Origin of the sequence: Denitrobaculum tricleocarpae (assembly GCF_007004665.1) — a bacterium.
Lineage (GTDB): Bacteria > Pseudomonadota > Alphaproteobacteria > Kiloniellales > Kiloniellaceae > Denitrobaculum > Denitrobaculum tricleocarpae.
The window spans coordinates 305,096-321,660 of record NZ_ML660057.1; the positions used below are offsets into that span (position 1 = coordinate 305,096).

Sequence of the window (16,565 nt, forward strand, 5' to 3'; positions counted from 1 at the left end):
TTTCCTGTTTTCAAGCCTTTAAATGACAAACGCTATCAACTTACCGGTAACCGGCACCCCTGCACGTTACTTTGCAAGGACGCCGGCATCCCGCTGCTTACTCGGCCGCCTGCGCGCTGGCCTCCATGACACCATGCTTGTCACGTAGTCCGTCACGATAGAGCGCCTTGGTCAAGGAGACACACATCAGGCCCATAACCATGGTAAAGGGCAAGGCTCCGATGATCATGGCAGATTTCAGAGCCTCCATCGGGTCGGCGCCGCCATTGGTCTTGCCCGCGATCAGCAGAGTGCCGATCACCAGGGTCAGGATCACTCCCCAGACGATGCGGTGTTTGACACCGGTCTCCTGCTCACCGCCGGACATGATGGTGTTCATAACCAGAATACCCGAGTCCGCCGAGGTCACCAGGAAGGTCAAAATGAGCACGACGCACATCACCGTAATCGCCGAGAGGAAACCGCCCGAAAGCATTTCACCCAGGGTGACGAAGAGCTTCGCGGTATTGGAGGCCCCGATGATCGCGCCCTCCGCAGCACCGGTCAGCTCAAGGTCAATGGCGGTGCCGCCCAGGATGGTCATCCAGGCAAAACAGACCAGCGCCGGTGCCACGACACAGCCCAGGATGAACTCCCGCACCGTTCGGCCCCGCGAAATGCGCGCCAGGAACAGACCAACGAAGGGCGAAAAGGCAATCCACCAGGCCCAATAGAACGTGGTCCAGCCGGCCTGCCAGCCAAACTGACGTCCTTCCGTGCCCGCTTCGTAGGCCGCGAGCTGAACCTCAGGAGGCAACGCCGCAGCAGCGCCGGTCAGGCCACTCTGAAATTTCTCCAGAGACCCCCAGGCATTGGTGGCTCCGGCGTAAAGATCGCTGGCCAGGGGCGCCGCTTCCGCTGGCAGAGCGGCGGCAAAGCTCTCCGCCGATTGCGGTCCATAGGCGCCGAACGAGAGCGACAGAAAGTTAAGCAGATAGTCAGCCAGGGCTGACGCGTAGGTGGTCATGGCAAAGAGGAAAGAGCCGAAGATCACAAAAGTCAGCAAGAGGATCAGCGAGAGCACGAGGTTGAGATTGGAAAGATACTTAACCCCGCGGCCGACACCCGACACGGCCGAAATGATCGACATGCCCATGATCATCACCAGGGCCACGACCAGTCCGACGGTGCCCGGCTTGGGCGCTTCGCCGGTCATATCCATCATCCAGTCCATGCCGGTGATCGCGTACATGCCGTCGACGAACTGACTCACACCAAAGCCGATGGTCACCGATACACCCAGGATGGTCGCGACGACACCCAGCACGTCGACGATGTGCCCGACCAGACCGTTGACGTGTTTGCCCAGAAGTGGCGTCAGCGCCGAACGGATGGTGAGCGGCATATTGCGCGTGTAGGCGTAATAAGCCAGCGACAGACCCGTCACCACGTAGATCGCCCAGGCGTGGAAACCGTAGTGCAGGAAGGTATAGCGATAGGCTGCTTCAACCGCACCCTCGCTATTGGCCGCGGTATCGCCATCGAGAACGACCGGATTGGATCCCCATAGCCCCAGGGGCTCGGCGGTCGCGAAAACCATCAGGCCAACCCCAAGACCGGCACCGAACATCATGGAAAACCAGGAGAAGTTCGAGAACTCGGGCGCCTCCCCCTCGCGGCCCATCAGGCGCCGTCCGGTCTGCGGCAGGATGGCGAGCACCGCCAGGAAAACGGCGAAGAAGCCGACAATGACGATGTAAAAGCCGTTAAATCCCTCCAGCAGGGACCAGTTGACGCTGCCGAGGACACCGTTCGCGTTTGCCGGCCAGAACAACGCCCAGATCACGAGCATGGCCATCGAAAACTTACTGATCAGCGCGATCGGAAGGCTGTAGCCCTCGTAAAATCCAGCTGGAGCCTTTGCGATCTCCAGATCGGTAAATGGTGGTTTAACAGCCATTTTCCCCTCCCTCTGTTGAGTTTGTTTTATTTTTCATATCTCTCCGGTCTCCTATCGGCGGACCGGTATTGGGGTTGTTACTCAGCAACCTCTCTCGGCTGTGCTTCAGCCTGCTGGACCTGCGGCCCGAAACTGCGGTCGAAGAAATTCAGCCAGTTTCCGCCCATGATCGCGGCAACCTCTGCCGCATCGAAACCCACGGCCCGGAGACCCGCTTCGACTTTTCCGAAGTCTCTGTTGTCGCGGAACCACGACGGCATCGGCGGAAAACCAACGTCGTTGCGTGAGCCCTCGCCGTAGTCGATTTCCTTCGTCCAGCGGCCGACCCTCATCCATTCGACAACACTGTCCGGATGATCCTGGCAGAGGTCCGATCCGATGCCGAGCTGCGCGACACCCATGATCTCCGCGGCGCGCGCAACCATCTCGCAGAAGCTCTCCAGGCTGCAGTCCGACTTGTCCTTGAGGTGATGCGGATAGAGTGAGAAGCCGATCATGCCGCCGGATTCACCCAAAGCCTTGAGCACGCTGTCGGACTTGTTGCGCAGCGCCGGATGCCAGCAAGACGGGTTGGCGTGGGTGATGGCGATGGGCCGCCCGGAAATCTCGATCGCTTCCAGCGTGGAGCGCTCGGCGGAGTGGCTCATGTCGATCACCAGACCCACCCGGTTCATCTCGGCGATCACCTGACGGCCCATGCGCGTGATGCCCGGGTCTTCGCTTTCGTAACAGCCTGTGGCCAACAAAGACTGATTGTTATAGCTGAGCTGCATGAAGCGGGCGCCGAGGGTATGGACGATTTCAACCAGCCCGATGTCGTCTTCGATCGGCGAGCAGTTCTGAAAACCGAAGAGTATCGCCGTGCGCCCGGAGGCTTTTGCGGCCCGCACGTCATCGCCGCTGCGCGCGTGGCAGATCAGATCGGAATAGTCTTCGAACCAGCGGTTCCAGCGCTCGATATTGAGCACCATCTCGCGGAAATTTTCGTGGTAGGCAATGGTCACATGGACGGCGTCGACACCGCCCTCGCGCATCTGGCGAAAGATCTTGGGCGACCAGTTTGCGTACTGAAGAGCATCGATGATCATTCCGGCACCCCTGCGTTGATGTAGGCGGTTTTGACCGTGGTGTAGAATTCCGCTGCGGCGCGTCCTTGCTCGCGCGGCCCATAGGAACTCTCACCCCGGCCGCCGAAGGGAACGTGATAGTCCGTGCCCGCGGTGGGCAGGTTCACCATGACGCAGCCGCTGCGGACGTTCCGCCGGAAGTGCGTCGCCCGGGCCAGACTGCGGGTCATGATGCCGGCGGTCAGGCCGAAGCGCGTGTCGTTGACCACCTCAAGCGCCTCTTCATAGGAACCGACTTTAATCAGGCAGGCGATGGGCGCGAAGAGCTCTTCGCGGTTGACCTGCCAGTCGTTGCCGGTGCCGCCGATCACCGCCGGCGACATGTAATAACCTTCGGTCTCCATCTGAAGGGCTTCGCCGCCGGTCAGGAGTTCGCCGCCTTCGCGCTGCGCCAAGGCAACGTTCTCAAGGTTCTGGCGGAACTGGCTCTCGGAAACGACCGGCCCCATCTGGGTCTCGGGACGCAAGGCATGTCCGACCTTCATCTTGCCTGCCGCGGCCACCAGCTTCTCGGCAAAGGCATCGTGGACCGCTTCATGTACGACCAGACGCGAGGAGGCCGTGCACTTCTGACCCGTGCCGCCAAAGGCGCCGTTGAGTGCAGCTGAAACGGCAAGCTCAAGATCGGTGTCGTCCATCACCGCCAGGGCGTTCTTGGATCCCATCTCCATCTGCAGCTTAGTCAGATTGCCGATCGCCGAGGCCGCAATGCCCTTGCCGACGGCGACCGACCCGGTGAAGCTGATGGCGTCGATCCCGGGGTGTTCGACAAGGCGTTGGCCGATGCTGCCGCCAGACCCCATGACGAGGTTGAAGAGACCGGCAGGCAGATCTTGTTTCGCGATGATCTCGGTCAGCGCGACCGCCGAGGCCGGCACCAGGTTCGCCGGTTTCCAGATCACCGCATTGCCAAAGGCCAGCGCCGGGGCGATTTTCCAAACCGCCGTCGCCGTCGGGAAGTTCCAGGGACTGATCACGGCGACGGTCCCGACCGGTTCCCGGCGGACGTCGACCTCGATACCGGGGCGGACGCTGTCGGCGTTCTCGCCAAGTTGCCGCAGTGCCTCTGCGGCATAGTAGGTAAAGAACTGGCCGGCGCGGTAGACTTCGCCCCGACCTTCGGCCAGGGGCTTACCCTCTTCCCGGCTGAGAAGCTCACCGAGTTCACCGCTGCGCGCGATTAGTTCCTCGCCGATCGCCTGCAACACGGCCTGGCGCTGTTCTGGACCGGTTCTGGCCCAGACCGCCTGAGCGCTCCGCGCCGCTTCAATGGCGTCGTCCAGTTGGCCAGCACTGGCCTGGGCATAGCGGCCGATCAGGTCCGAGGTGTCGGAGGGATTGCGGTTCTCGAGTTCGCTCTCACCTGCGCACCATTCACCCGCAATAAAGTTCCGACCCACTGCGCCCATCCCAACACCGCTCCCTCAAGACTTCCCGCGATCACCTGGAAGCCTTGACACGCCCAGCAATTTCATTCAATCAGAAAGACTTGAAGTTTCTTTCAGAAAAATTGAAATGATAAAAACAGAGATGCTGCGTGTCTTCGTCGAGGTTGCCCGGGCCGGCAATCTGGTCAGCGCTGCCGAGAGCCTGGGGCGCGCACCTTCTGCCGTGTCTATGACATTGAAACAGCTGGAAGCGCACCTGGGTCAGCCGCTGTTTGAGTCAGAACGAAAATCACGCCTGACTGCGCTCGGCACCTATGTTTTTGAGATGTCCAACCGGGAACTCGCGCATTTCGACAGGACCATCACGGCCCTTACGGATTTCGCCAGTGCACGCCGAGGCGAAGTCCGGATCGCTGTGGTACCCTCCTTTGCGATGACCATCCTCCCAGAGCTGGTTCTGGAGTTCACCGCCGCTTCACCCAACGTCAGACTCGACATTCGCGACATGGACAGCGCCTCGATCCAGCGCGAACTTGAGCGGGAACGGATTGATCTGGGTATTGTGTCAGACGCCCGTCAGACTGCGGAGGTCCGTCTGGTCGAGTTGGCCTCGGATCACTTCGGCGTCGTAATGCGCGCGGACAACCAGCTGGCTAAGCGCAAGAAAATCTCCTGGCAGGCGTTGGCGAGAGCCGGGCTCATCGCCAATCCGCTCTGTGAGCGCATTGACGAACCCGAACTGCACGGTGCCCTCGAGCGCGCCCATTTGCGCGTGCACAACACCACGACCCTTTTGACGATGGTCCGCGCCGGCCTTGGCGTGACGCTGCTGCCCGAGCTGGTGTGCCGGCAAGCCGACTCCCGGATCACCTTCCGCGAACTGGCAAGTCCGGTCGCGCACCGTAGGATCGATCTGATCAGCCGGGCCCGGGACACCCCTAGCCCGGCAACCTCGGCCTTTGCCGAATTTCTCACCGCACGCATGGCTGAGCGGACAAATCTGTCGCGGTAAGAGATCGCTGCCCATGCCACTGGGACGAAGTGACAAATCGAGACATGCGGTGAGATTCACCGCATCCAATCCGCGATTGCCTTACCAATCTCGTCGGGAGAATCCTCCTGGATGAAGTGAGCTCCCGCAACGGTGACTTCTGTAAGATTTGGCCAAGTCCGAACGAAGTCTCTTGCATACCCAACAAGGAAAGCGCCGGGCTCTGCATTGATGAAGAGCTTCGGCAGATCTTCCGATTTGGACAGGTATTCACCGTAAGCTTCGATGATCGCGGTGGTATCGGCCGGTGAACCTTCGATAGAGAGCTGGCGCGGCCCTGCCAGCGTGGGCCGGCGGTCTTCACCGGCACTGAGGTACGGCTTGCGATACACCGCATGCTCTTCTTCGGTCAGATCACGCAGAATGGCCGCTGGCAGAAGTGTTTCGATAAAGAAGTTTTCCTCCAACGCCATCTTATCACCTTCCGGCGAACGCAGTTTCCCGATCACCTCTCGGATTGCTTCCGGAAAATCGTCCCAGGTGGGAAACGTCGAGGGAATAGCTTCCATGAAAGCCATCTGCTTCACGGCACCCCGGTTCCGCTCCGCCCAATGGAAGCCAAGACCGGAGCCCCAGTCATGCAAAACGAAGGTGACGTTCTCTTTGACATCCAGTTCTTCGAGAAGCGCGAAAAGATACCTGCTGTGTTCCGGAATGGAGTAGCTGCCATCGGCGGTATTGTCGAGTTTCTCACTATCCCCCATCCCGATCAGATCCGGTGCAATCAACCGCCCTTTGCCTTCCAGATGAGACATGACATTACGCCAGAGATACGAAGAAGTCGGAACGCCATGCAGAAAGACGATCGGATCGCCCTCGCCGACCTCCACATAGGCCATCTTTTTGCCTAGGACGGTTCTAAGTTTCTTCCGCGGAAGCGCGTTTTTTGGGAACTGGGTCATGAGACTTTCCTCTGAAAAGTAACTCTATTGGGTGCAGGCGCGCGGGACGGGACACCGACGAGATGCAACAGGTTCGACAGCCATATTCTCGCTTTCAATTTATATGCGCCAGTCATATATATGACTTAAGTCAATGCCGTCCATTGATTTGTATGATTCTCTCATATATTTTACGCTCATGAAAAAAGATGACTACATAAACAATCTGTTAGCTGCAGCCGCGACGACGATCGCCACGCAGATTGAAGATCAGATCGGAGACCTTGGCCTGCCAAGCACCAATGCCGCGACCGCATTGGTGACAATACGCAATCATCCGGACGACAGTATTGATGCGCTCCGGCGCGTCCTCTCCCTGACCCATTCAGGAGCGGTTCGCCTGATAGACAGTCTCGAACAAGACGGACTGGTGGAACGGCGCCGAAGTGATACCGACGGCCGGGCCGTCGTCTTACGTTTGACCGCTAACGGACAAGACAGCGCCGAAGTAATCATCGGCGCTCGAGAACGTGCGACACGCGCAATCGTCAAACGCCTTTCGAAGCAGCAGATTGCCGGCCTGAAACCGGTGCTGGAGACTATTCTGGCAGTGACAACGAAAGACGAAGAAAGCGCCCGGCGTAACTGCCGACTTTGCGATGAGAGTGCCTGTCGTCCCCTGGGCTGCCCAGTCGAAATCTCAGCCCAAGAGCACAGAGCGAAGGGTCCCTAATGTGGTGAAACAAATGATCGTGACACTCTCTTGGTCGGTACAACACTCAGGAAAAAGAAACGCCCCGGCAATCTCCGTCAGGGCGTTTCGACGGAAGCACTTTGGAAATTCGTATTTGTTCTAAGCGACTGGATTTGAGCTGTTCCAGATATCACGATGCCACTTCCAGGCACCGTCCTCCTGCTTCCAGATCACGATGTATTTGCCGTTGTCGGCCACGCTTCCGTCTGCCGTTTTCAGGGTAAAGTGCCCAACCTGGATGGCGGTATCGCCCAGTTCTTCCAGTTCCACTGATTCAAGCTCGACACCGGTCACTCCCATGTCGATCGCCCCCTGCCAGAAAGCTGCGATGTCTTCTTTTCCCGAGACAGTCGCTGCGTTGGGCGGGAGCGCTTGTCCGGTGGTTGTGTAGACACCGGCCAGACCCAAGGCATTTCCGGCCTTCATCGCGGCTTCGAACTCGCGGTCAACGGCTTCTATATCTTCTCTCATGTTTCTTCCTCTCACATCGCTCGGGTATTCTGGTTCCGCGTGGTCGTTCTGACCCTACTTTGCAGGGTTAGAGCTGTTCCAGATGTCACGGTGCCATCTCCATTCACCGTCCTCTTTCTTCCAGAGGATCATGAGCTTGCCGACGTCGGCCGTCGTCCCGTCGGCCGCTTTCAGCGTGTAGCGGCCGACCTGAACGGCGCTATCACCGAAGTCTTCCAGTTCGACCGTCTCGAGTTCGACAGAAGCGAGGCCTGCATCGACAGCACCCTGCCAGAAGACCTCCAGAGCTTTCCGGCCGGAGACAATCGGGCCATTAGGCGGCAAAGCCTGACCGTTCTCGGTGTAAACACCGGCGAGACGGGATGCGCTGCCGGCACTTAAAGCCGCTTCGAACTCAGCATCGACAGCCTCAATAGCGGCCTTTGTTGCACTGTGACCATCGGCCATTGCGACAGACGCTGCGACGGGTGAAAAGGCGAGTAAAGCTGCAATCGTAAGGGGGGCTACCTTCATGTCTGATCCTTTCTTGTTGCCACAGCATGAATTTGGCGATGCCTGCGGACAAAACGACGGTGCCCGGAAACCCGGCACCGCAAGCTGTCTCGTTTTTGAGACACCTGGAATGCCGCAAATTGGTCAAACGGGAGAAAAGACCTCACGGCAGCGCCACCTGCGTTTCATGCCTGGACGTCGCATTCAGCCCGTTCAGAGCCTCTACTCCATCAAAATTGCAGGAAACAATCATGGCAACGATCTTACAGGTAAATTCGAGTGGACGCAGGCAGGGGTCCGCATCCCGTCAACTCACAGCGGCTCTCGTCGGAAAGCTTGTCGCGGAGCATCCCGGAGCAAAGGTGATCGAACGCGATGCAGTCACAAACGCTGAATTTCTTGACGAAGAATGGGTGATTGCGAACTTCACTCAGGCCCAGGAGCGGAGCACGCGGCAGAAAGAACGGCTGCAGCATTCCCAGAAGCTTGTCGACGAAGTACAAGCCGCCGACTTCATCGTGATCGGTACGCCGATCTATAACTTCTCCATTTCAGGCGTTCTCAAAGCCTGGATCGATCAGATCTGCAGGCCCGGGCTTACCTTTCGCGCCGAACCGGAGGGTTTCGTCGGACTGCTCAAGGGCAAGAGAGTCTTCCTGGTGGTGACCTCGGGCGGGACGGAGATCAATGGCCCCGTCGATTACGCAACCGCTTATATGACGCACATTCTCGGTTTTCTGGGCATTACGGACGTGACCGTCATCGGAGCCGATACAATGGTATCAGATCCTGAAGGCGCCCTGGACCGGGCCATGCGGCAGATCCGGGATGCAGCCTAGATTTGCACCGATCGCAGTGACGTGACTTGCGTTACTGCGATCAAAGGCGCTCAAGCTGCTGAGAGAAATCGGCAGCGGATCAAGACGACGCTCTGACCCTAGTTTTTGCGAGTTGAGATTTTCAGCTTATTCATCCGGCGGTACAGCGTAGCCCTTCCCACCCTTAAGAGACGTGCAGCCTCGGACACATTGTTTCCCGTTTGTGTGAGCGCCTGCAATACGGCCCTGCGTTCAGCTCCCTCAAAACCCAGTTCGCTTTTCATGTCGGACAGCAGATCGGACGCGAGGCAAGGTTCGACGTCCCCACCAACACCCAAGAGATACCGTCGGCGGGCGCTCCGGCTTGCACCGACCACCAGATCATCCTGATCGACGGCCAGAAGCGCGCCGGCTTCAAGGTTTTCCCCCGGCAGCATAACGATACGGGACTTTGGATAGGCGGCACGGAATTTCGATACCTCTATATTTTGTGCGGTTTGTGAAACCAGCGCCGCGATCATAGCGTTCAACGCCGGACTCTGATCGTATCTGGCCGATGAAACGCCCAGAGCTCCGATGAGATTGCCATCGGGACCGAAAATCGGCGCGTCGATGCAGCTGATGCCGGTATTGCGGGCCAGGAAGTGCTCATCCCGGTGGATAACCACGCGCCTCTTTTCTGTGAGGCAGGTGCCGACCCCGTTCGTTCCTTCCGCTTCCTCGCTCCAGTTGGTGCCTTGCCAGAAACCCCATTGCTTGAAGGTATGTTCATCGACGTCGTTCAAGCGCTGATCCATGACGATGCCCTCGGCATCCGTCAGCAAAACCGCGCAACCGGGTTTGCCCACGATTTCAAAGAGGCGGTCAAGCCCGGGAGAGGCCAGAGCCAGTGCCTCACCGAGAGACTCCCGGCGCGAGCGCAGATCACTGGCGGTCACACGATCCGGTGCCCGGCGCTTGCCCGGATGCAGGCCATGCTTGGTGAGCGAACGCGACCATGAGGCCGCAAGCCGCGACATTGCCGCTGCCTTGGAAGAGGTCGCTGTCTCAAGAACCCGGTCGATATGCTGGTTGTGTCCAGTCACTTCATAATCTCACTTATCGGATTTCATCTCTGAGAACGCCACGGGACCGCCCTCGGCTTTCCATGACGAAAACCCGTCTTTCAAGTGGCAGGCCTGAAAACCCATTTCCTGCAGAGTCCGCAAGGTCAGCGCAGAGCGCCAGCCCGACTCACAGTGGAACAGGAAGCTCTTATCAGCCTGACCAAAGACATCCTTGAAGTAGGGGCTGTCAGGATCGACCCAGAATTCGATCATTCCGCGGGGACAGTGGATGCTGCCGGGGATGTATCCCTTGCGCTGACGCTCGCGGATATCCCGGATGTCGACGACCACCAGATTGGGGTTGCCGAGCATCTCGATCGCGTCGGGCGTTTCGATTTCTTCTATTTCACCGCGGGCGCGCGCGACCAATTCGGCAGAGCTGATCCTGAGTTTCACCATGTCAGCTCTGCTCGACAGGTCGCGAAGGCTCCTGTTTCCACTCCGAGAACGACCCGTCATAAAGACTTGAATCTACGCCCAAGCCGCTCAGTGCAAGCATGGGGACCGTCCCGGCATAACCGGAACCACAAGATGCAATAACCGGACGTGTGCGCCATTCAGGCGCCAGTCGATCAAAGACTTTCTCAAGAGCGTCGGACTCGAGGAAGAGACCCGTGTCTTCATCCAACAGCTCCTTGAAATGCACGTGCAACGCACCGGGAATATGTCCGGTCCGCGGGTCTTCCGGCTTGCCCGCATAGCTGACCGGGCCACGCGCATCCATGTGACAGGCCTGCGCCATTCTCTCTTGGAGCTCATTGAGGCTAACACGCAGGCCGCTGTTGAGCCGTGGTGTGAACGAGCCCTCCGGAACATTAGGGACATCAGTCGAAACGGGGAATCCTTGGGCTTTCCAGTGACTCCAGCCTCCATTCAGGACACGTAGGTTCTCGAAACCCCAGTGACGCATCGCCCACCAGACCCGGCCTGCGAGCATGTGTGAGTAATCGTCGTAGAGAATGCAAAGATCTCCCTCATTCACGCCAAGTGATTTGAAATCAGCAGCGGCAGCCTCCTGGTCACAAACGGGTGCGAGACCGACCGCTTGCCCCTGATCCAAAAACTGTTTGGTCCAATCCACAAACACGGCACCGGGAATATGGCCCGCCAGGTAGTCATCATGCAGTGCGCGGGCGGGGGTCTGCCAGGTGCCGCGCACGTCGAACACCCGCAGTTTCTCACGCCCGAGAACGCCGTTCAGTTCATCGGCGGAAATTAGAGAAGAAGAGTCCATTTCATGCCTTCCTTGCGTTACTGGGGCTTCAGGCTCTCACGAACCGACGCCATCCCCCATACACAAATCCGACTTTGACATGGACAAAACCTTCATCTCGGCACTTTTCTGATGTTGGTTAACGAACTACTTTAGTGTTCTGCGGGATGGAGAAACCTCGTTTTGACCGAGCAGAATCGACCGACCGACCATGGACTGATCAAATGCCGGACCAAGCTCTTTTGAACCTTCTGCCGACGAATGCGGAAACTGCCGGCCTTCCGGCCCTTACAGTTCCACAGGAAGAAGGGTCGCCACCTGAATACCCGCTTGAACTCTATCGTCTGTACCTGGCCAACCGCGGCGATATCGCATTGACCCTGGACAGCCAGTCAATGACGCTGAAAAAGGGGCAACTGCTAACCTTGTCCCCGGGTGAGGTCGTGGCCTTTTCCGAAGGGCAGACCCTCATCTCACTCAGCTTCCATCATGATTTCTTTTGCGTTCGCGTACAGCGTGATGAGGTCTATTGCGATGGCGTTGTGTTCAACAGACTGTCCGGCCTGCCGGTCGTTGCATTCCCTGAAACAGAACACACGATTGTCGAGGGGCGATTTCACGAGATGATCAGCATCTTGAGCAATCCAAGTCCATTCAGTCATGACCGTGCGCTCAACGTCCTGCGTGCCTTGCTTCTGCATGCCGCGGATTACAAATCCCGCGCGACCGCCGCGGAACTTCATGAAGCAGGAAAGACGAAGCATCTCTCTCCCCTGGTACTGCAGTTCCAGCACTTGGTAGAAGAGACCTTCGCGCAACGAAAAGAAGCCACTTTTTATAGTGAGGCGTTGGGTGTGACGCTCTCCAAGCTCAACCGGCGCGTCAAAGACGAGCTGGGTAAATCGGTAATGCAGGCGGTCAACGAACGCCTGGCCATCGAAGCACGTGTCGCCTTGCGATCAGGCAAGCGCTCGATCAAAGAGGTTGCGTTCGATCTGGGCTTTATCGACCCACTCTACTTCTCGCGTTTCTTCCGCAAACAGTTCGGCAGGCCGCCCTCTCAGTATTTTCAGAGCCCGGTCCAGAATGAGGCGTGATATGGCCGGTCTAGCCTGACGGGCTCATCCTGTGCCGTGCACGCCACAAGGCCAGACAGATCGGGACAACCACGACGGCGATCAGAATACAAAGCAGCGCAAGGGAAACCGGACGTTCGATAAACACGTCCAATGTACCATTTGAGATGATCAGGGATTGCAGAAAGGTCTCCTCAGCCATTCCCCCCAGCACCAGCGCAAGGACGATTGCCGCGGGAGAGTAACCGTAGAGCTTCATGGCAAAGCCCAGAACGCCCGCCATGAACAAAATCCATGTCTCGATGATGCTTGCATGGATGGCAAAAGCTCCGATCACGCAGAGAAGTACGATCACAGGCACCACAAGCCGATAAGGTATATCCAGAAACTTCACGAAAAGCGGAATCGCAAAAATACTGAGCGCGACCAGGATCATATTGCCCAGATACATACTTGCTACCAGCCCCCAGACAAAGCCTGGATCGTTCACGATCAGAAGCGGACCCGGCTGTAACCCCCACATCATGAAGGCTCCCAGCAGGACGGCAGTCGCGCCTGAACCGGGAATACCAAGAGAAAGAAGAGGTACCATCGCCCCGGCCGAAGCTGCATTGTTGGCCGTTTCCGGCGCCACCAGCCCCCGCATTTCTCCCTTGCCGAAATTCTCCGGATCCCTGGCGAGTTTCTTTTCAACCGAATAGCCGATGATCGAACCCAGAGTGGCCCCGGATCCGGGGAGGACCCCTGCGACGAAGCCGATAATCGAGCCACGGAAGAAAGTGAAGCGGGATTCGATATAGTCGAATCTGGTGGGCCAGAACTCCCTGGATTTAAAGCTGAGCCGCAACTTCTTGGCAGGCCTGAGATGCAGACCGTTGTAGATGCAATGCAAGAGCTCGCCGATACCGAACAGCCCGATCGCAACAGCGACGAAGTAGACCCCTCCGATCAGTTCCGGCGAACCGAAGGTATAGCGTTGCTGGCCACTCATCACGTCAACCCCCACCGTGCCGATCGCAAAACCGATCAAGGCCGAGATCAAGCCCTTAAACCTGTTGTCCCCCATCATCGTCGTCAGCAGAAGCAGCCCGAGCGTGATGATGAGAAAGTACTCCGAAGGGCCGAATGACGCCGCGAACTCCGCAAGAAGAGGCGCGAGTGCTGTAATCAGAACCACGCCGATTGTGCCACCGATGAAAGAGGCGATCGCCTGCATCACGAGGGCCGGCCCCGCCCTGCCCTTTTGCGCCAGCGGGTAACCGTCGAGCGTGGAGGCGACGGTCGCAGATTCGCCGGGTGTATTGATCAGGATTGAAGTAATCGTCCCGCCATACATCGAGCCGTAGTAAATCCCCGCCAGCATGATGATGGCGACCGTCGGTTCCAGCCCCAGGGTCATGGGGATCAGTACAGCGATTCCGGCCGCTGGTCCGAACCCGGGAAAAAGCCCCACGATCATACCCACAAAAGCACCGATCACTAGGAACAGGAGGCTTGTGGGCGTCACCGCAATCGAGAGACCAAAAGCCAGGTTGGCGAAAATGTCCGTCAGCATAGGGATATCTCCATCAACCGGTCAGAATCCGAACGGTCCAACAGGCAAGGATGCGTTCAAAATGATGCTGAACAACCAGTAGAGGAAGGCCGGCAGCGCCAGGGCATAGAGGACATTGGTCAGGAGCTCAGCCTGATTGAATGTGAAAAGATAGGCCAGCATCAACACGATCATGGCCGCAAGAGCGCCGAGGACCGGCAGCAAAAAGATGAATCCGGAAAGCAACGCCAGTATGATGAGCACATCACGGGGGAAACGTCTGCCGCCATCCAAGCCGTGGGCGTCCACCCCCATCAGTTCTGCCGTGCCTTCAGTCGCCGGATCGAGCTGAAGCGGATGCATCTCACCCTGACGGGCTTCGCGGAAATCCAGCACCGCGTTGACCGCGGTCGCAAGCAGCAGCAAGCCTCCGATGATCAGCGGGAAATACCCGGCGCCCGGACGCCCGGAAAAGTCGAGTATGTCGAGCGTTCGCAAACCATAGGCGAGATAGGCCGATGACAATCCAACGAGCCCAAGCGAGAACCACTTTTTCATGGAATTCCTCTATGGGAAATTCGTCAGGGCGGACCGAACCGCCCTGACACTCCCGACTATTGAGTAGCGCCGATTTCACGCAGCACGGTTTCAAACTCCGCGCTGGTCTCTTTAAGGTAAGCCCCAAATGCGGCCCCCCAAATCGGATTGCCTGACATTGAATTTGTTTTCAGGTAGTCCTGCCATTCGGGCGTTTTGACAACCTCTTGAAGGGTTTTGACCCACCAGGCCTGGATCTCCGCATCTACGCCGCCCGGTAAAACCATTCCGCGCGGTAAGGAGAAATCGAAATCGTAACCCTGTTCGCGAAAGGTTGGGATCTCAGGATAGACCGTGCTGCGCTCCGCGTCCGAGAAGGCAAGCGCCCGAAAGTTGCCGGCCGCGATCTGCCCGCTGACCTCGGAAGGATTGGCAACGATAGCGCTGACACTTCCGGAAGTCAGCGAGGTGACAAGTTCTCCTCCAGAACCGATAGGTACGTAATCAAAACTGATCCCAGCGGCATTGGCGAAAAGACTAGCAACGACGCGCTCCGGTCCGGCCGTGCCGGTACCGCCGACAATCACCCGGCCATCCTTTGCGGCAGAGACAAACTGATCGACGGTCTCAATGCCTGAGTCGCTGCTGACCACCAAGAACATCGCATCACTGGCCAAAAGCGCGACGGGTGTGAAGTCGGCATAGGTCCAATCGGTATTTGATACGAGCGGCGTCGCCAGGAAATTGCCGCTGGTCGAGGTAGCAAAGTAAGGACTGCCCTTCTGACGCTTTACATAACTGAAGCCTACCGCCCCACTACCGCCATCCCGGTTCTCAACCGAGATATCGCGGTCGTAAAGGTCATACTGGTTCAGAATCCCCACAAGGGTGCGCGACATCAGATCGTTTCCGCCGCCCGGACCGAAAGCGATGACATAGTTCAACGGTTCGGACGGATAGCTCTCGTTTGCCAAAGCGATTGGCGTCGCTGTCAGTGCCAACGCGACTGCGGCTGCCCCAAAGACGTACTTCATCGTAACTCCTCCCAATACAAATATGTCTTTTTTGATTTATAAAACCAATTACGCAAGAGTCATACGAACTGTCAACTCATAAAGTTTGGACTTTTGGACGAAAAATTGATTTTCTCGTCTTATAAATCCATACAGACACGGAAAAATTGCACACCACCCAACCCCAGCGAAACGTGATCAATTGATTGGGAGCTCCGATAAATGAAGTCAAATCAGCTTGCACGGCAGGTTGCTCAGGAGATTTCGAGGCGAATCCTTGCCCGGGACTTTGAACCTGGACAGCACATCAGCGCTCAAACGGTTGCGAATGACTTCGGGATCTCGCGTTCACCCGTCCGCGAAGCGCTGCAGTTGCTTTTGGATGCGGGTCTTGTTGTGCAAAAACCGAACCGGGGTTTTTTCGTCACGGACAGTCAACAACAACTCGAACGCTCCAATGCCCTGAGCGCCGCCCTTGAGGACGAGCAGTCTGACTACCAGCAGATCGCCGACGACTGGCGCCGTGATGCTTTGCCCGAGGAGGTCACAGAACAATACCTCCGCAATCGCTATGGGATCACCAAGGCACGATTGAACGATCTGCTGGTCCGCGCCGTCCGCGAGGGCTGGGCCGAACGCAAACCAGGTTACGGCTGGCGCTTTCTAACCGTTGCGAAGACTCCTGAGGCCTTTGAAAAGATTTATCATTTTCGTATGGTCATTGAACCTGCCGCAATGCTGGATCCCGACTACGAGATTGATCTTCAGATGCTCGCAAATCTCAAGCGCATACAGATGCGGATGCTGGATCATGACATCGAGCATCAGCCGCTCGAGCGCCTGCTCTCCGTGGGTGCGGGCTTCCATGAAGAGCTGATTAAATTCTCCGGCAACCCCTATTTCCACCAATCCCTGGTTCGGGTGAACCAGATGCGAAGACTTCTAGAATACCGCACTGTGTTTAACCGCGAGAGGTTTGTTGAGCAGACCCAAGGTCACCTGGCGATTATCGAACTTCTGGAACGGGGCGAAGTCATCGAGGCTTCATACAATATGCGCCGCCACCTCAGCGGCGCGCTCAAGAAAAAATCACCGCTGTTGTGGTCGCAGGAAGACGCAAATCTCGGCAAGATTTAAAAATTGCATATTGCTTTTTTAAATTAAA

Annotated in this window: 17 protein-coding genes; 5 read left to right on the forward strand and 12 right to left on the reverse strand. The window is 57.5% G+C overall.

The genetic code is table 11. The annotated features are described in order from the left end of the window. Positions 1 to 97: 97 nt before the first annotated feature. The 3 genes from FKG95_RS18555 to FKG95_RS18565 all read right to left on the reverse strand — a co-directional run bounded on the left by FKG95_RS18555 (position 98) and on the right by FKG95_RS18565 (position 4,475). Positions 98 to 1,939, reverse strand: coding sequence for a BCCT family transporter (locus FKG95_RS18555; protein ID WP_142897893.1), 1,842 nt, complete (start codon positions 1,937 to 1,939; stop codon positions 98 to 100). Positions 1,940 to 2,016: 77 nt separating this feature from the next. Then, the gene (locus FKG95_RS18560; protein WP_142897894.1) at positions 2,017 to 3,027 is read right to left on the reverse strand and encodes a membrane dipeptidase; all 1,011 of its coding nucleotides are present in this window, start codon (positions 3,025 to 3,027) and stop codon (positions 2,017 to 2,019) included. Further along, positions 3,024 to 4,475 (reverse strand): aldehyde dehydrogenase family protein, encoded by a 1,452-nt coding sequence (locus FKG95_RS18565; RefSeq protein ID WP_142897895.1) that lies wholly within the window; start codon positions 4,473 to 4,475, stop codon positions 3,024 to 3,026. Before FKG95_RS18565 ends, FKG95_RS18560 begins: the two co-directional genes overlap by 4 nt. Positions 4,476 to 4,581: 106 nt before the next feature. Here FKG95_RS18565 and FKG95_RS18570 point away from each other — a divergent pair, with 106 nt between their 5' ends. Further along, entirely contained in the window at positions 4,582 to 5,466 is an 885-nt protein-coding gene (locus FKG95_RS18570; protein WP_142897896.1) for a LysR family transcriptional regulator, read from the forward strand. A 56-nt stretch (positions 5,467 to 5,522) separates the two neighbouring features. Here the strand turns inward: FKG95_RS18570 and FKG95_RS18575 are convergent, their stop codons facing one another. Continuing rightward, on the reverse strand, positions 5,523 to 6,407 hold the full coding sequence (locus tag FKG95_RS18575) for a haloalkane dehalogenase (RefSeq protein ID WP_142897897.1): 885 nt from the start codon (positions 6,405 to 6,407) through the stop codon (positions 5,523 to 5,525). 133 nt (positions 6,408 to 6,540) lie between these two features. On the opposite strand from FKG95_RS18575, the gene FKG95_RS18580 reads away from it, so the two are divergent. Next, a complete protein-coding gene (locus FKG95_RS18580) occupies positions 6,541 to 7,119 on the forward strand; it encodes a MarR family winged helix-turn-helix transcriptional regulator (RefSeq protein ID WP_142897898.1) in 579 nt (192 codons plus the stop codon). Between the two features lie 120 nt (positions 7,120 to 7,239). Here the strand turns inward: FKG95_RS18580 and FKG95_RS18585 are convergent, their stop codons facing one another. Next, a complete protein-coding gene (locus FKG95_RS18585) occupies positions 7,240 to 7,611 on the reverse strand; it encodes a YybH family protein (protein ID WP_142897899.1) in 372 nt (123 codons plus the stop codon). A gap of 54 nt (positions 7,612 to 7,665) precedes the next feature. Further along, positions 7,666 to 8,124: a YybH family protein gene (locus FKG95_RS18590; protein WP_218940246.1), complete on the reverse strand. Its 459-nt coding sequence runs from the start codon at positions 8,122 to 8,124 to the stop codon at positions 7,666 to 7,668. A 230-nt stretch (positions 8,125 to 8,354) separates the two neighbouring features. Between FKG95_RS18590 and FKG95_RS18595 the strand changes: the two genes are divergently transcribed. Then, the gene (locus tag FKG95_RS18595; RefSeq protein WP_179954166.1) at positions 8,355 to 8,942 is read left to right on the forward strand and encodes an FMN-dependent NADH-azoreductase; all 588 of its coding nucleotides are present in this window, start codon (positions 8,355 to 8,357) and stop codon (positions 8,940 to 8,942) included. Between the two features lie 98 nt (positions 8,943 to 9,040). Here FKG95_RS18595 and FKG95_RS18600 read toward each other — a convergent pair whose 3' ends face one another. The 3 genes from FKG95_RS18600 to FKG95_RS18610 are packed head-to-tail and all read right to left on the reverse strand — an operon-like array spanning position 9,041 to position 11,261. Further along, positions 9,041 to 10,006, reverse strand: a complete 966-nt coding sequence (locus FKG95_RS18600) for a GAF domain-containing protein (protein WP_218940247.1) — start codon at positions 10,004 to 10,006, stop codon at positions 9,041 to 9,043. A gap of 9 nt (positions 10,007 to 10,015) precedes the next feature. After that, on the reverse strand, positions 10,016 to 10,426 hold the full coding sequence (locus tag FKG95_RS18605) for a rhodanese-like domain-containing protein (RefSeq protein WP_179954167.1): 411 nt from the start codon (positions 10,424 to 10,426) through the stop codon (positions 10,016 to 10,018). 1 nt (position 10,427) lies between these two features. Next, positions 10,428 to 11,261: a sulfurtransferase gene (locus FKG95_RS18610; RefSeq protein ID WP_142897900.1), complete on the reverse strand. Its 834-nt coding sequence runs from the start codon at positions 11,259 to 11,261 to the stop codon at positions 10,428 to 10,430. Between the two features lie 146 nt (positions 11,262 to 11,407). Between FKG95_RS18610 and FKG95_RS18615 the strand changes: the two genes are divergently transcribed. Next, the gene (locus FKG95_RS18615) at positions 11,408 to 12,337 is read left to right on the forward strand and encodes a helix-turn-helix domain-containing protein (protein ID WP_142897901.1); all 930 of its coding nucleotides are present in this window, start codon (positions 11,408 to 11,410) and stop codon (positions 12,335 to 12,337) included. A 10-nt stretch (positions 12,338 to 12,347) separates the two neighbouring features. Here the strand turns inward: FKG95_RS18615 and FKG95_RS18620 are convergent, their stop codons facing one another. From FKG95_RS18620 to FKG95_RS18630, 3 genes are read right to left on the reverse strand one after another with little or no spacing between them, the layout of a single operon-like run. Beyond that, positions 12,348 to 13,871 (reverse strand): tripartite tricarboxylate transporter permease, encoded by a 1,524-nt coding sequence (locus tag FKG95_RS18620; protein WP_142897902.1) that lies wholly within the window; start codon positions 13,869 to 13,871, stop codon positions 12,348 to 12,350. Positions 13,872 to 13,892: 21 nt separating this feature from the next. Beyond that, entirely contained in the window at positions 13,893 to 14,408 is a 516-nt protein-coding gene (locus FKG95_RS18625) for a tripartite tricarboxylate transporter TctB family protein (protein ID WP_142897903.1), read from the reverse strand. 56 nt (positions 14,409 to 14,464) lie between these two features. Continuing rightward, the gene (locus FKG95_RS18630) at positions 14,465 to 15,421 is read right to left on the reverse strand and encodes a Bug family tripartite tricarboxylate transporter substrate binding protein (protein WP_142897904.1); all 957 of its coding nucleotides are present in this window, start codon (positions 15,419 to 15,421) and stop codon (positions 14,465 to 14,467) included. A 201-nt stretch (positions 15,422 to 15,622) separates the two neighbouring features. On the opposite strand from FKG95_RS18630, the gene FKG95_RS18635 reads away from it, so the two are divergent. Further along, on the forward strand, positions 15,623 to 16,537 hold the full coding sequence (locus FKG95_RS18635) for a GntR family transcriptional regulator (RefSeq protein WP_142897905.1): 915 nt from the start codon (positions 15,623 to 15,625) through the stop codon (positions 16,535 to 16,537). The last annotated feature ends 28 nt before the right edge of the window (positions 16,538 to 16,565 follow it).

Bases quoted from the DNA above. Each gene is read 5' to 3' on its own strand.
- FKG95_RS18555 (WP_142897893.1), bottom strand. From the start codon at position 1,939: ATGGCTGTTAAACCACCATTTACCGATCTGGAGATCGCAAAGGCTCCA.
- FKG95_RS18560 (WP_142897894.1), bottom strand. From the start codon at position 3,027: ATGATCATCGATGCTCTTCAGTACGCAAACTGGTCGCCCAAGATCTTT.
- FKG95_RS18565 (WP_142897895.1), bottom strand. From the start codon at position 4,475: ATGGGCGCAGTGGGTCGGAACTTTATTGCGGGTGAATGGTGCGCAGGT.
- FKG95_RS18570 (WP_142897896.1), top strand. From the start codon at position 4,582: ATGATAAAAACAGAGATGCTGCGTGTCTTCGTCGAGGTTGCCCGGGCC.
- FKG95_RS18575 (WP_142897897.1), bottom strand. From the start codon at position 6,407: ATGACCCAGTTCCCAAAAAACGCGCTTCCGCGGAAGAAACTTAGAACC.
- FKG95_RS18580 (WP_142897898.1), top strand. From the start codon at position 6,541: ATGCCGTCCATTGATTTGTATGATTCTCTCATATATTTTACGCTCATG.
- FKG95_RS18585 (WP_142897899.1), bottom strand. From the start codon at position 7,611: ATGAGAGAAGATATAGAAGCCGTTGACCGCGAGTTCGAAGCCGCGATG.
- FKG95_RS18590 (WP_218940246.1), bottom strand. From the start codon at position 8,124: ATGAAGGTAGCCCCCCTTACGATTGCAGCTTTACTCGCCTTTTCACCC.
- FKG95_RS18595 (WP_179954166.1), top strand. From the start codon at position 8,355: ATGGCAACGATCTTACAGGTAAATTCGAGTGGACGCAGGCAGGGGTCC.
- FKG95_RS18605 (WP_179954167.1), bottom strand. From the start codon at position 10,426: ATGGTGAAACTCAGGATCAGCTCTGCCGAATTGGTCGCGCGCGCCCGC.
- FKG95_RS18610 (WP_142897900.1), bottom strand. From the start codon at position 11,261: ATGGACTCTTCTTCTCTAATTTCCGCCGATGAACTGAACGGCGTTCTC.
- FKG95_RS18615 (WP_142897901.1), top strand. From the start codon at position 11,408: ATGGAGAAACCTCGTTTTGACCGAGCAGAATCGACCGACCGACCATGG.
- FKG95_RS18620 (WP_142897902.1), bottom strand. From the start codon at position 13,871: ATGCTGACGGACATTTTCGCCAACCTGGCTTTTGGTCTCTCGATTGCG.
- FKG95_RS18625 (WP_142897903.1), bottom strand. From the start codon at position 14,408: ATGAAAAAGTGGTTCTCGCTTGGGCTCGTTGGATTGTCATCGGCCTAT.
- FKG95_RS18630 (WP_142897904.1), bottom strand. From the start codon at position 15,421: ATGAAGTACGTCTTTGGGGCAGCCGCAGTCGCGTTGGCACTGACAGCG.
- FKG95_RS18635 (WP_142897905.1), top strand. From the start codon at position 15,623: ATGAAGTCAAATCAGCTTGCACGGCAGGTTGCTCAGGAGATTTCGAGG.